Source organism: Sporosarcina sp. FSL K6-1522, assembly GCF_038622445.1.
Taxonomy (GTDB): domain Bacteria; phylum Bacillota; class Bacilli; order Bacillales_A; family Planococcaceae; genus Sporosarcina.
Genome location: NZ_CP152019.1, coordinates 2876667 through 2890126, shown reverse-complemented (window position 1 = coordinate 2890126; position 13460 = coordinate 2876667). Strand labels below are relative to the sequence as shown.

14 protein-coding genes are annotated in these 13460 nt (G+C 41.0%); 11 read left to right on the top strand and 3 right to left on the bottom strand.

What is annotated here, in order from left to right; translation table 11 throughout:
• Window positions 1-21 precede the first annotated feature (21 nt).
• From MKY34_RS14220 to yfkAB, 6 genes are all read left to right on the top strand, one after another.
• Entirely contained in the window at window positions 22-981 is a 960-nt protein-coding gene (locus tag MKY34_RS14220; RefSeq protein ID WP_342511676.1) for an LCP family protein, read from the top strand.
• A 31-nt stretch (window positions 982-1012) separates the two neighbouring features.
• A complete protein-coding gene (locus MKY34_RS14215; protein ID WP_342511674.1) occupies window positions 1013-2197 on the top strand; it encodes an AI-2E family transporter in 1185 nt (394 codons plus the stop codon).
• A gap of 18 nt (window positions 2198-2215) precedes the next feature.
• Window positions 2216-2593, top strand: coding sequence for a sporulation protein (locus MKY34_RS14210; RefSeq protein WP_342511673.1), 378 nt, complete (start codon window positions 2216-2218; stop codon window positions 2591-2593).
• A gap of 182 nt (window positions 2594-2775) precedes the next feature.
• On the top strand, window positions 2776-4500 hold the full coding sequence (locus MKY34_RS14205; RefSeq protein ID WP_342511669.1) for an ABC transporter ATP-binding protein: 1725 nt from the start codon (window positions 2776-2778) through the stop codon (window positions 4498-4500).
• Window positions 4497-6359 (top strand): ABC transporter ATP-binding protein, encoded by a 1863-nt coding sequence (locus tag MKY34_RS14200; protein ID WP_342511667.1) that lies wholly within the window; start codon window positions 4497-4499, stop codon window positions 6357-6359. The genes MKY34_RS14205 and MKY34_RS14200 overlap by 4 nt, the downstream gene beginning before the upstream one ends.
• A 125-nt stretch (window positions 6360-6484) precedes the next feature.
• Window positions 6485-7615 carry a radical SAM/CxCxxxxC motif protein YfkAB gene (gene yfkAB, locus MKY34_RS14195; RefSeq protein ID WP_342511665.1) on the top strand — a complete coding sequence of 377 codons (1131 nt, stop codon included), beginning with the start codon at window positions 6485-6487 and terminating at the stop codon, window positions 7613-7615.
• Between the two features lie 75 nt (window positions 7616-7690).
• Here the strand turns inward: yfkAB and MKY34_RS14190 are convergent, their stop codons facing one another.
• On the bottom strand, window positions 7691-8185 hold the full coding sequence (locus MKY34_RS14190; RefSeq protein ID WP_342511662.1) for a hypothetical protein: 495 nt from the start codon (window positions 8183-8185) through the stop codon (window positions 7691-7693).
• 203 nt (window positions 8186-8388) lie between these two features.
• On the opposite strand from MKY34_RS14190, the gene MKY34_RS14185 reads away from it, so the two are divergent.
• The 5 genes from MKY34_RS14185 to MKY34_RS14165 all read left to right on the top strand — a co-directional run bounded on the left by MKY34_RS14185 (window position 8389) and on the right by MKY34_RS14165 (window position 11984).
• On the top strand, window positions 8389-8997 hold the full coding sequence (locus tag MKY34_RS14185) for a transglutaminase family protein (RefSeq protein WP_342511661.1): 609 nt from the start codon (window positions 8389-8391) through the stop codon (window positions 8995-8997).
• Window positions 8998-9019: 22 nt separating this feature from the next.
• Window positions 9020-9253: a hypothetical protein gene (locus tag MKY34_RS14180; RefSeq protein ID WP_342511658.1), complete on the top strand. Its 234-nt coding sequence runs from the start codon at window positions 9020-9022 to the stop codon at window positions 9251-9253.
• Window positions 9254-9421: 168 nt separating this feature from the next.
• Complete coding sequence (locus MKY34_RS14175; RefSeq protein WP_342511656.1) at window positions 9422-10033, top strand: hypothetical protein; 612 nt, start codon at window positions 9422-9424, stop codon at window positions 10031-10033.
• Window positions 10034-10190: 157 nt separating this feature from the next.
• Window positions 10191-10682 (top strand): sigma-70 family RNA polymerase sigma factor, encoded by a 492-nt coding sequence (locus MKY34_RS14170; protein ID WP_342511652.1) that lies wholly within the window; start codon window positions 10191-10193, stop codon window positions 10680-10682.
• Window positions 10683-11984, top strand: coding sequence for a DUF4179 domain-containing protein (locus tag MKY34_RS14165; protein WP_342511650.1), 1302 nt, complete (start codon window positions 10683-10685; stop codon window positions 11982-11984). It begins immediately after the preceding gene.
• A gap of 165 nt (window positions 11985-12149) precedes the next feature.
• Here the strand turns inward: MKY34_RS14165 and MKY34_RS14160 are convergent, their stop codons facing one another.
• Both MKY34_RS14160 and MKY34_RS14155 read right to left on the bottom strand, forming a co-directional pair.
• Window positions 12150-12419 carry a 2TM domain-containing protein gene (locus MKY34_RS14160; protein WP_342511648.1) on the bottom strand — a complete coding sequence of 90 codons (270 nt, stop codon included), beginning with the start codon at window positions 12417-12419 and terminating at the stop codon, window positions 12150-12152.
• Between the two features lie 21 nt (window positions 12420-12440).
• A complete protein-coding gene (locus MKY34_RS14155; protein ID WP_342511646.1) occupies window positions 12441-13373 on the bottom strand; it encodes an SDR family NAD(P)-dependent oxidoreductase in 933 nt (310 codons plus the stop codon).
• Window positions 13374-13460 lie beyond the last annotated feature (87 nt).

The window sequence follows — 13460 nt, the reverse complement described above, 5'->3', positions numbered from 1 at the left end:
ATTTTTTGGAGGAATTCGTTAATGGAAGATCATTATGAAGGACCTGTTCCCAAAAGAAGAAGAAAGAAAAAACTTCGTATTGGCCGGGTTGTTTTTACAATAGCTGTACTGTGCTTTATCGGAGCAGGGCTCTATTCATATGCACAATATCATGCAGGAAAAGCACTAGCAAAAGAAAATATGATTGAGCCGGGTGCATTCAAAGGGGACGCGATTGATCCTAAATACACATCGGTGGAAAATTATTTACTACTTGGTGCAGATAATGATGGGAGCAGTAGGTCTCGGACAGATACGATGATGGTCTTGTCTTGGGACAAGAATGAAGGGACGATGCGTGTGATCTCATTCATGCGTGACATTTATGCAGACATTCCGGGCTATAAGCCATATAAGTTAAATACAGCGTATTATCTTGGTGGCGTGCAAACCGCCAAGGACACATTGACAGGGATGTTTGGTGTTCCGATTCATCATTATGCCATCGTGGACTTCCAAAACTTTGAATCAATTATCGATATCGCATTTCCCAGTGGTGTTGAAGTCGATGTAAAAAAAGAAATGTCCGAAAAAATTGGCGTTACGTTATTGCCAGGCAAGCAGTCGTTAAATGGTAAAGAATTGCTTGGTTACGCACGTTTTCGTGCTGATGCAGAAGGAGATTTCGGACGCGTTGCAAGGCAACAAGAAGTAATTACTGCCATGAAAACAGAAGCGATGAAGCCTGAAATGATTGCACATATGCCAAAGCTAGCAGGTGCACTATCTGGGTACATTAAGACCGATTTAACAGCCAAAGATGAGATTTCACGTGCTATCTCCTTATTGCTGAAAAAAGGGGCCGATGTGGAAACGATGACTGTGCCGGTGGAAGGTTCGTATTCCTTCAATTCGTATGCACACGCTGGCTCTGTCATTGAAGTAGATACCGAGCGCAATAAAGAAGCAATTGCGCAATTTCTAAACATGCAATTAGAGTAAGGTACTAATTTGAGGGAAGTAGGGAATTCGAATGAAATCATCAAAAGAACAAGGCACAACCTCAAATGTAATCCGATTTCTAGGTGGACGAAGCACATTGTTTGTCCTGGTCTCGATTTTATTGATTGGCTTAATCATCTTAGTTTTCAATCGAGTATCCTTCATTTTTTATCCGATTACAGTCTTTTTCTCGACGGTTGTGCTACCTGTCATTCTGGCAACCATCGCATATTATTTACTACGTCCCATTTTGCGCTTGCTGGAAAAAGCACGCATTCCACGTGTTTGGGGAATTCTGATTCTCTTTGTCGGCGCAATTGGTATCATCACGTTACTTGTTTTTCTTGTCTTACCGTTTTTAAAGTCGCAGTTTCATAATCTGGTGGAAGAATTTCCGACATACTTTAGCCAACTGGTGTTACAAATCGACGGGCTGTTGCGCACTTCCATTTTCGCTTCCTATTATGAAAGCTTAGACATAAATGTGATGACGATTCTGGAAACCGGGCAAGGGGATATCGGTAAATTTTTCACGGATACAATAGGAGGAATTGCAAGCGGATTGACATCGTTCATCTCTGCATTTACAGGCTTTATTCTTGCGATTGTCACAGTCCCATTTATCCTGTTCTATTTGCTCAAAGACGGAGAAAAATTGCCGCGTGCCTTTGTGAAGATGCTTCCACCTCGTATGCGCAAAGATGCTACCGCTCTTCTTCATGATGCGGACAATCAAATCAGTTCGTATATTCAAGGGCAGATATTGGTTGCGATTTGCATTGGGATTATGGTGTCCATAGGCTTTTTAATTATCGGGATGAAATATGCTCTGCTGCTCGGTGTTCTCGCAATGTTTACGAGCATCGTTCCTTATCTTGGACCACTTATTGCCATTACACCAGCAGCTATTATTGCGATTGTTACATCACCGCTCATGCTCATTAAGTTAGCGGTTGTCTGGACCATTGTTCAGCTTATTGAAGGGAAGTTTATCTCACCACAAATTATGGGGAAATCTTTGCAAATTCATCCCATCACGATTATTTTTGTATTATTGACAGCTGGCTCACTGTTTGGAGTGGCGGGCGTTATACTCGGAATCCCAGGTTATGCCTTGTTAAAAGTTGGTGTCACACACTTATTTAAATTGTTTACATTAAGGTATAATAAATATGTAGCCGATGAAAATCTGCATTATGAAGATGGGAATCATTAAGAAGCGGAGGAATAGGACATGGTGAAGCAGTTTAATTCGACAATTGAATACGGAACCATTACTGTGAATACAATGGTCGATGGTTCCAATGTTGCATTCGGTGACACACTTTCCGGCACGGTTTATATTGAAGGGGAAGAGAGTGAGGAGCTTGTCGATTATATCGAACTCACATTGTTGAAAAAGACGGCGGGGCGAGATGCGATAATTGCCAAACAATCGATTGAAATCATGAGCGATACCAAATCTAAGGAAACGTGGATGATTCCTTTTGAAATGGTGCCTGATGAGCGATGGGAAGCTGAATCCGAGGCGCAAACGCTTATTTTACGAACCATCGTGCATCTGAAAGATGGTGCCCGTTATCAAGATGAAGATGAAATTACATATCAATGAAGTACAGCGCATCCGTCCGCGTAGGTCGGGTGCGTTTTTTCTCTCTTCAATGTCTTTCCGACAAGCTCCTTTCTTTACAAAGTCGTATAATGTAGATAAACACTGAGAACGTTGTTGTTAAAATGAAGGGACAACATTAACCATTCATCTACAGAAAACTAGGGAACAAGGAGAATCTGAAAATGATCAAATTACTAAAAAATCTGGTTGTCTATAAATGGATCGTTGTCGCGATATTGGGACTGATATTTATTCAATCTATGTCCGAGTTGTTTTTGCCGACACTAATGGCAGATATCATTGACAAAGGGGTTGTCGTCGGAAATATCCCGTATATTTGGAAAATCGGTGGTATCATGTTACTCGTTGCAGCATTAGGAGCTACTGCCTCTGTTGTCGCAAGTTATTATTCTTCAAAAGCAGCAATGGGGCTTGGGCGGGACATTCGCCGAAAGGTGTTTAATCATGTAGAGCAATTTTCATTGCAAGATTTCGAGAAAATTGGAACAGCTTCATTGATTACCCGTACGACAAATGACATTACACAAGTCCAGCAGGTCGTCATTATGCTACTGCGTATGGTCGTGAGTGCACCGATTATGTTGGTCGGGGGAATTATTATGGCGGTATCAAAAGATGCAAAATTGTCGTTAATTATCGTTGCTGCTATGCCGATTTTAATCGCCTCTGTGCTTTTCATTCTGTATAAAGGAGTTCCGCTTTTCCAACAAGTGCAACAGCGACTGGATCGTTTGAATTTAGTGTTACGGGAAAACTTAACGGGAATCCGTGTCATTCGTGCTTTTAACCGTGAGAAACAAGAGCAAGTCCGTCTGGAGAAAGCGAATAAAGACTTGACCGATGTCTCCATCAAGGTCAATAAAATCATGGCAATTTTAATGCCTGTTATGATGCTCGTCATGAACTTGACCGTTGTAGGTATCATTTGGTTCGGCGGCATTCGTATTGATAATGGTGGCATGCAAATCGGTGATTTGATGGCCTTTATTCAATACGTCATGCAAATCATGTTTGCGCTTGTCATGGCATCAATGATGTTTGTTATGATTCCACGGGCTGCTGTGTCAGCCAATCGGATTAATGAAGTGCTCGCCTTGCAACCAACATTTTTAGATGAAGGAACGCAAAAAGCAGATAAAGAGCTTGGCACACTGGAATTTGACAATGTGTCGTTTAGCTATCCAGGTGCTGAGGAATCTGCATTATCGGCTATCAATTTCACCGCGAAATCGGGTGAAGTAACGGCCATTATCGGCGGAACAGGCGCCGGGAAATCGACACTCATTAACTTAATCCCACGATTTTATGAAGTATCTGCGGGGACCATTCGTGTCAATGGTGTCGATATTCGTGAATCCTCCCAACAAGAAGTGCGGTCAAAGATCGGGTTTGTGCCACAAAAAGCATTGCTATTTACGGGTACAATTGTGGACAATATTCGTTTTGGTAAGGAAAATGCTACGCAAGCCGAAATCGAACATGCGGCTCGCATTGCACAAGCAGAAGATTTTATCATCCAAATGAAAGATGGCTATGACTCCGTGATTTCACAAGGTGGATCGAACCTTTCAGGTGGACAAAAGCAACGTCTGTCTATTGCACGTGCATTAGTTCGAAAACCGGATCTATATATTTTCGATGACAGTTTTTCCGCACTCGATTATAAAACAGATGCTCAATTGCGCGCTGCATTAAAGGAAGAAACGAAGGAAGCAACTGTTGTCATCGTCGCGCAGCGCGTTAGCACAGTGATCGATGCCGATCAAATTATCGTCTTAGAAAATGGGGCTATTGCGGGTATCGGTACGCATGCAGAATTGTTGGAAACGAATCATGTCTATCGTGAAATCGTTGCATCACAGCTCTCAGAGGAGGAAAGCGCATGAGTGAACACAAACATTCAAGACCTCAAGGTGGCGCCCCAATGGGACCTGGCGGCGGTGGGAATATGATGATGGCTGGACAAAAAGCCAAGAATTTTAAAGGGACGTTACGACGTCTTATCGGCTATTTAAAACCGCGTCGAAACCATTTGATCGCTGTATTTGTCGCTGCCATTTTAAGTACGGTCTTTTCAATTGTTGGCCCTAAAATTATGGGGAACGCCATCACAGAATTATTTGAGGGGGCCTATGGAAAGTTTTCAGGTATGCCTGGCGCAGCAATTGATTTTCATGCAATCGGTAACTTACTCCTGTTACTAGGTGGGCTCTATGTTGTCAGTAGTTTATTTAGCTATATTCAACAATATATTATGTCGAGTGTGGCACAAAAAACGGTTTATGATTTACGAGAAGACGTCAACGGGAAGTTAAAGAATCTGCCGCTCAAATATTTCGATGGTCGCCCTGTGGGTGAAACGTTAAGTCGGGTCACCAATGATATCGATACAATTGGCAGTACATTGCAACAAAGTTTGACGCAATTTATCACTTCGATTGTAACGATTGTTGGGATTCTTGCAATGATGTTATTTATCAGTCCGATCTTAACACTCATTGCGCTCGTCAGTTTGCCGTTATCTATGTTTGGCATTCGACCGATTTTGAAACGATCACAAAAACACTTTGCCGACCAACAACGGACGCTTGGTCAGTTGAACAGTCATATTGAAGAGATGTATACCGGACATCAAGTTGTGAAAGCTTTTGGTCATGAGCAGAAGTCGGTCGCTGAATTTGATGATGTGAACGACAAGCTCTATGATGCGGGCCGAAAAGCACAATTTATTTCGGGAATTATTATGCCGATGATGTCGTTGATAGGCAACTTAAGTTATGTCGTGATCTGTGTTGTTGGGGGGATCTTGGTGACACAACGTGCCATTTCAATCGGGGATATTCAAGCGTTCATTACGTATACACGCCAATTTACGCAGCCGATTATGCAAACGGCCAATATCGCAAATGTTATCCAGTCAACCGTTGCCGCCGCAGAACGTGTCTTTGAATTGCTTGATGAGGAAGAAGAAGTCAAAGAAGTGACGACGGCGACGTTACCACGTGCAGAAGGCGCAGTGGCATTTGATCACGTTGACTTTGGTTATGGCGAAGACTTGTTGATTACAGACATGAATATCGATGTAGCGCCAGGTCAAACGGTCGCTATTGTAGGGCCAACTGGTGCTGGAAAAACAACCTTAATCAATTTATTAATGCGTTTTTATGAACTAAATGGCGGGAAGATTACGATTGACGGGCTCGATACACGAGAAATGTCACGGGAAGACCTGCGAACGACTTTCGGCATGGTATTGCAAGATACATGGCTCTTTAATGGCACGATTAAAGACAACATCGCATTCGGTAAAGAGGGTGCAACAGATGAAGAAGTCTTTGCCGCAGCGAAAACCGCCCATGCGGATTACTTTATTCGGACTTTGCCAGAGGGCTATGACACAGTCTTAAATGAGGAAGCGTCTAACATTTCACAAGGGCAAAAGCAGTTAATTACCATCGCGCGTGCTGTTCTTGCGAATCCGCCGATTATGATTTTAGATGAAGCAACCTCAAGTGTTGATACACGGACGGAATTGTTAATACAACAAGCAATGAATCGTCTAATGGAAGGACGAACGAGCTTCGTGATCGCACACCGTTTGTCAACGATTCGAGATGCCGATTTGATCATCGTGATGGATCAAGGGAAAGTCATTGAACAAGGAACACATCATGAGCTGTTAAAGGAAAAAGGCTTTTACGCCGATTTGTACAACAGTCAATTTTCGAATAATCCAGCTGTCTAACACATATATTCCCCCATCTAGGCGTTCTGTTCCTGGATGGGGATTTTGCTATCTACTTGCGAAAGTACAAAGAGACGTGCATACTATTTTAGTATCTTACTTTATATTTAGGAGCTTGTTATAAAATGAAAAACAGTGCAGTACAATTAAAAAATATGACACCGTCACATGATCCATGGGAAGCGTATTTGGATGTACAAGAACATGGTAAATTAACGTTATCGAGCATTGAATTCACAACGACGTATTTATGTAATATGCGTTGTGAACATTGTGCAGTTGGTTATATGCTGGAGCATAAAGATCCGGACGCTTTACCAATCGACTTGCTTACGACCCGTCTGGATGAAATTCCACATTTACGGACCATCAGTATTACGGGCGGCGAGCCGATGTTTTCTAAAAAATCGGTTGAAAACTATGTCCTACCTTTGCTGAAATACGCCCATGCGCGTGGCGTGCGCACGCAAATGAATTCGAACTTAACAATGCCATTAGATCGTTATATGGCTATCGCACCCTATTTGGACGTCTTACATATTTCGCATAACTGGGGAACAGTCGATGATTTTGTTGACGGTGGCTTTGCCAATATGGATCGGAAACCACCACGGGAACGCCGTGCTGAGCAATTCCAGCGCATGATTGACAACAGTCGGGCGTTAGCTGAGGCTGGTGTTATGGTGTCAGCGGAAACGATGTTGAATAAACGAACGCTGCCATATTTGGCACATATTCATCGACAAATTATTGAAGAAATGAAGTGTGCGCGGCACGAAGTGCACCCGATGTACCCAAGCGATTTCGCATCACAGCTTGAAGTATTGTCATTGGATGAAACGCGAAAAGCCATTCACGAACTGCTAGACACGCGTGATGAAGACGTTTGGATGCTATTTGGTACGCTACCGTTTTATCCATGTAGCGATAATGAAGAAGATTTAGCATTATTAAAACGAATTCACGCTAGTAAAAACGTCTCGGTACGCAATGATCCTGATGGCCGTTCCCGTTTGAATGTCAATATTTTCACAGGCGATGTCATCGTCACAGACTTCGGCGATACGCCACCAATGGGTAATATTCAAACAGATTCATTACCACAAATGCTTGATCGCTGGTTGGACCGTCCACTCGCGAAGACGATTGGTTGTCACTGTCCAGTAGTGAATTGTTTAGGACCAAATCTATTAGTAAAAGATGCGTATTATCCGGAGATGGATTTTACGCAAAGGTCAGCAAGAATTACCCGTTAATATAAACATTAAACACGCCCACTGTGAACAAGAAAGTTCTCACAGTGGGCGTGTTTAGTTATCGTTACTATAGAGTCAGGAAAATTGTTTTTCTAAATCATCTTGAATGGAGGGGGGCGTCTCTTGCACATCAAAATTGTTGCTCTGGTTGCCGGGAGTTCCAAATAGACTCATGACAAGTGTTAACCCAGCTACAACTGGAACAATCCCAAAGGAATTGATTGTCAACATCCAAAAAGGGATTGGTACACTAAAATTTTCTGGAGAAGATGACATTGCAGAAACAATCATGAATGCGATAGGCATATAGAATGAAATAAGGAGACAGGGAAGCGTCACGCATAGCAATAAAGGAAGCTGGAGCCTAAATGATTTTATTGTTACAAAGAGTAGGGAAGTGTACACCCCCAATAGCAAAGGAGCTATTGCCTGAAACCAAAATAGTGGCAGTACCGTAAATGATATTTCAAAGGACTGTTTAATCATTATCTCCAATTTAACACCGATCAGTAGCAATCCAAATAAGCCTGCAGTCCACAATAACCTAGAAAGAACTAATGAGTTACGCATGTGAAAACCTCCTTTTATATTATTCATGCTAAGTGATCGTATATGTGAATAACTTCCATATAGATACCCTTATTCGATAAATAGAGCGGCGATTCCTTTAATATCATTTAAAGTTGTAAGAATTAATGAAAAATAATTATTGAACATGTATACTACTCTTTAGATATACATAATTAGGTAATTGAAGTAGGGGGACTGAGAGTATGCAACTACAATATGAATCTGATCGATTGGATGATTATTTACTTGAAACTGCTGAAGTTGATTATACGCATCCTATTATTACAGCAACCATAAACAAATTGTTCAACGTAGCCCAAACAGAGATGGAAAAGGTAAAAGTCGCTTTTGTATTTGTTCGTGATGACATCGCTCATTCATGGGATATTCAAAGTACACGTGTGACTTGCAAAGCTTCTGATGTCCTAACTTATCAGGAAGGGATTTGCTATGCAAAGTCGAATTTATTGGCTGCGTTATTGCGTTCGCAAGGCATAGCTACGGGTTTTTGCTATCAACGATTGATGTTATTTGATACACCTGAAAAAGGATACAGCATTCATGCATTAAATGCTATTTATCTTGAAACGTTGCAAAAATGGATTCGATTAGATGCCAGGGGAAACAAAACAGGAATTGACGCTCAATTTTCAATTGATGAAGAAAAATTGGCTTTTGCTATTCAAGAGGAATTTGATGAAAAGGACTATCCATTTATTTATGTGAAACCACTTCCTATAACAATGACTGTGTTAGAGGAACATATAGACGCGTTAGAGATGTATAAATATCATTTGCCGCAATCTATTTAAAAGCATAAATTGAGGTGTTCACATGAATTCAAAGTTTTCCATTGGTCTAAAATTTGCTTCTTACGCTTTGACTTTAGTAACACTCTTGCTTGCATATAAAAATAATCCACCAACTTGGATGCAAGAAATCGAGTGGTTAGATGCCGAGTTTCAAGAACTTATTGAACTTCAGACAGCAATATTTCATGGGATTGTGTTTATTGTCATGGTGATACTCGTTGATATTGTGTATAGTTTTACGAAGTTAAAATGCTAGCTACTGTATTGTTGTTTACTCTTGCCAGCTACTCAGCTTTTGCCGCATATGAATGTTTTCATTTTAAGAATAATCGCATATCATTTACCGCAATTTTTATTTTGTTTTCCTTATTATTTGCAATTATGTCCGTAGTAAGTATGATACGAATGAGAAAAGAGGAAGATTATGAAAAAATTAGCTGAACCAGATGCCCTAAAAAAGAATTTGATGCACCTGGCTACATTGGATGTAATCTTATGTGAGGAAGATTGGCTTCGGACTTATCAATTTGATTCACAATGGGGAGAAAACATTTCACTTGCCACAATTGATAACGGAGCTGGAGATAACTTGGTTGTATTATTTGCTCCGGAGGGCGTGATTCTAAAAGGTTTTGATCATGAATCTGCACTAAGTCCGCATGCCAGAGAAGAGTACGAGGTGTTTCCTGGTATTTACGATACTACACCTGCTTCATTGCTAGCATACCTTGAGGACGAGGCATTGGAAAGAGATGATGTCACCTTTTGTATTTGGCATGAAACCTGTGATATGGAGTGGAGAATGGGGGATGTACAAATCCCAATAGGTGCTGAAGATGGTTCCGCCTTTTTACTAAGGACGATTTTAACGACACCAGAAGTATATGTGGAATGGGCGGAAAATTATTACGACAAAGTATTGCCAGTAGATGTTGTTCAACAAGTTTATGAAGGGGTTACTATAACGGAAGAAATCATTCAATCCTTGAATCCTAGACGGAATGTGCAAGATGCTTTAAGAGAACTAGCTTTTTAGAGTTTATTTCGCAAGGGATGTTTTGATATTTTGTTAGAGAGTTAGCATTGATTAGGCAACGGGTTCACTAATTTTAGTGCAACTCGTTTTTTATTGTAAAAATAAAATGAACGATTTGTCATAGTGAACAGTCTAATAGATAACAGGGGGTGAGGATATGGAGTTGGCGAAACGGGCGATTGCGGGGGATGAACAAGCGTTAGTGGAGCTGTTGGCACGGCATGAGGACACGCTCTATCGCACGGCCTATGCGTATTTGAAAAATGAGCATGATGCCATTGAAGCTATGCAAGAGCTGACGTATCGGGCTTTGAAAAAGATTTATACGGTCCAAGAACCAATATACATAGCAACATGGCTTGTCCGAATGATGATCAATATTTGTTTAGATATGAAAAAGAAACAACAGCGATTTGTCTACAATCACGAGGTAGAACTAGCATCAACGGATCACCAGCCATTTGAAATGGCGGATATCATCGCGGGATTACCTGCCGAACAACAGGAGCTGATTTACTTGAAATATTTTCAAGATATGAAGAATGCAGATATTGCACAGCTGAAACAAATTCCTGAAGGTACCGTAAAATCAAGGTTGCACACGACGTTAACAAGATTACGTGTACTTATTGGAAAGGAGGGACTGTAAATGACGAATTTGAACGAGCAGGATTTGCAGAAGTTAACGGAGGAATTGGAAACCGTTGAAATCCCGAAAAAAGCCTTACAGCAAGCACGTATGAAGGCCGTGTATCAGCACCGACTAATAAGGAAAAGAAAGCGCCGTCTATATGCAGTTGTCGGTGTAGCCGCTATCTTACTATTACTGTTTGCCACTTCAATTCGTGTATCTCCCGTATTTGCACAAGCAGTTGCCAAAGTGCCAGGGTTTGCTTCTATCGTAAAGATGATCATTTACGATAAAGGAATCAGTGACGTTGTCGAAAATCATTATTATGATGAACTAGGAATTGTCGTCACAAAGGGCGATTATACCTTGACGTTGCGGGGAGCAGTAGCAGATCAATCGGGTATGACAATCTATTATAAGCTTGAATCTCCCTTAGATCTTTCCGGCACACATATCACTAATTTAACGGTGTCCCAACAAGGTAGTCCATTTGGGGTTGTAGATTCCTATACCGTCTCACAATCGGGTAAAAGAACTGTGTGGGAAGATAAAGTTGAAGTTATGGCTACTGAAGATTTATCCTATGATAACACGACCTTTGAATTTAATTTGGAGTTAAGTGATACAGAAGAGACAATGTTCGCTGTACCGTTCACACTTACCAAACCGATTGAACCGACGAAAATATATGAACTGAACAAATCTGTTATGGTCGATGGTCAACAAGTTCACATTAAAGAGCTTAAAATCTCGCCATTACGTGCAAAAATTCAACTCGTTGCGGATGAACAAAATACCATGCAATTACTACATTTCATATCGGTTCGATTGATAGATGAAAATGGGGAAGAGTGGGGGCGACCAATGGGGAGCAGGGGATCTGGCCATTTACGTAATGGCGAGGTAACCATCTCGATGGAAAGTAATTACTTCAGACAGCCGAAAAAATTAACGTTAGTAATGGACAAAATTGAAGCATTACCAAAAGGCTCGGATTATATCGAGGTAGATTTTGAGCAACAGAAGGTGCTGTATGTGCCGAGCGAACTAGATATCGATGTTCAAGTGCTATCGGGCAATACATTAGAAGTCACTTATCCAACCGGTGATTATGGGCTATTGGCTAATATAGCGGACCAAGAGGGCACCGATCTTAGCCAAAATTTAATTGAAGCGCATTTGAGCAGAGAAGAATCTTATACTAAAGCAATATCTACCTTTGATTTTAATCATGCAGTGAATCCAATTCGTCTGTATATTGGAAGCTATCCGCTGTATTTGGATGGCAAGGTAGAAATTGATATTCCTTTGAATGAATAAGCTTTCACAGGCACATCATCGCCAGGAGTAGTCTGCGCGATGATGTGTTTCTACCTGTTAACTATACGGAGTAACAGGGGTATTTGGGTGTGAAATTCAGGTTCCAGAATAACCTGGATTTGTTCCAGAACCCTGAATTTCATTCATCCAGATTTAATAAAATTTTTATTTCTTATTCATATACTTATCGATTTGCCGCTTTTCCCAATCTTCCCCGAAAAATAGGCTACTGCCAAAGACAGAAAAGCCGTGTACTACAATGCCAATTCCCCATCCTAAAAGAGGATAAATAAACCAAATGCCCCCTTGGGAGTATAGTAAATTAATGAAAATTAACCCTGCATTGACAAGGATATATACAAGTAAGTGAATGTAAAAGTCCTTCAACGCTTGAACCTTTTTCTTAGCAGATTCATATCTTTTATCATCAGCCATAAAATTACCCCCAACCTATTTCTAATAATTACTGAGAGCGATCAATGTTTCCTTTATTCCTTCCCTATATGATGTTCTTGGTAACGGGCCTATTTTAGATTCATATTTATCTCCACTTAACACAATAGGTGCTTCTGTTAAATACATCATTTCCACCATTTCTCTCATAAAAGGTTGAAATAGGCCAATGAAACGAATCATTGATTTTGATATGGATCTTACAGACTTAGTATATGCTGCATCCTCACGTAAAATCGCAATCAGCTCTTCACCCGTAATCGGATGGACGGCAGGGATGTTCCAATTTTGATTGTAAGTATCTTCACGCAAAGCAAGCTCCACCATTGCCTTTGCACCATCGAACGTGTATAAAAACTCTCTCCCTACATGGGTGCTACCAACGAAATTAGCTGTTTTATGTTGAACGACATTTTTGAATGTTTCATGGAGCATTGTATTTCCAGCATAAGGGCCATAAAAATCAGGGAAGTGAACAATCAAGGAAGGGATATGACTAGCTTTCAATTTTTGCTCCATCGCTAAGCGAATCTTTCCCTTTTTCGTATGCGGCTCCTTTATTGAAGCTTCTGTGACTTTGCCTTTATGTTGCGCTCCATATGCATATATATTATCCACAAGCGCAATTTTTGCATGCTGCGCTTCAGCGACACCAATCAGAATGTCCATACACGAAGGATGCGTGACACTCCAGACAGGATAGGGGAAGTTTACAGCGTGAAAAATGATATCGACTCCTTGGGCTGCCTGTGATACCTCAGATTTTATTAATACATCACCTGCATAAATCATAACGCCCGGTTCCTGTTCAAAAAGTGCCCTCAACTTCTCTTCACCTCTAGCAAAGGCGACAACATCGACTCCTCGTGAAACCAGTTCTCTCACCAATGCATACCCCATCCCACCTGAGGCGCCTAACACTAATGCTTTCTTCATAAACATTTTCTCCTCCCTTGTTAACCACTGGTCAATACTCGTTAAAAAAATAGTGTGACACTCTATATCGACGTAAGATATAGAGTA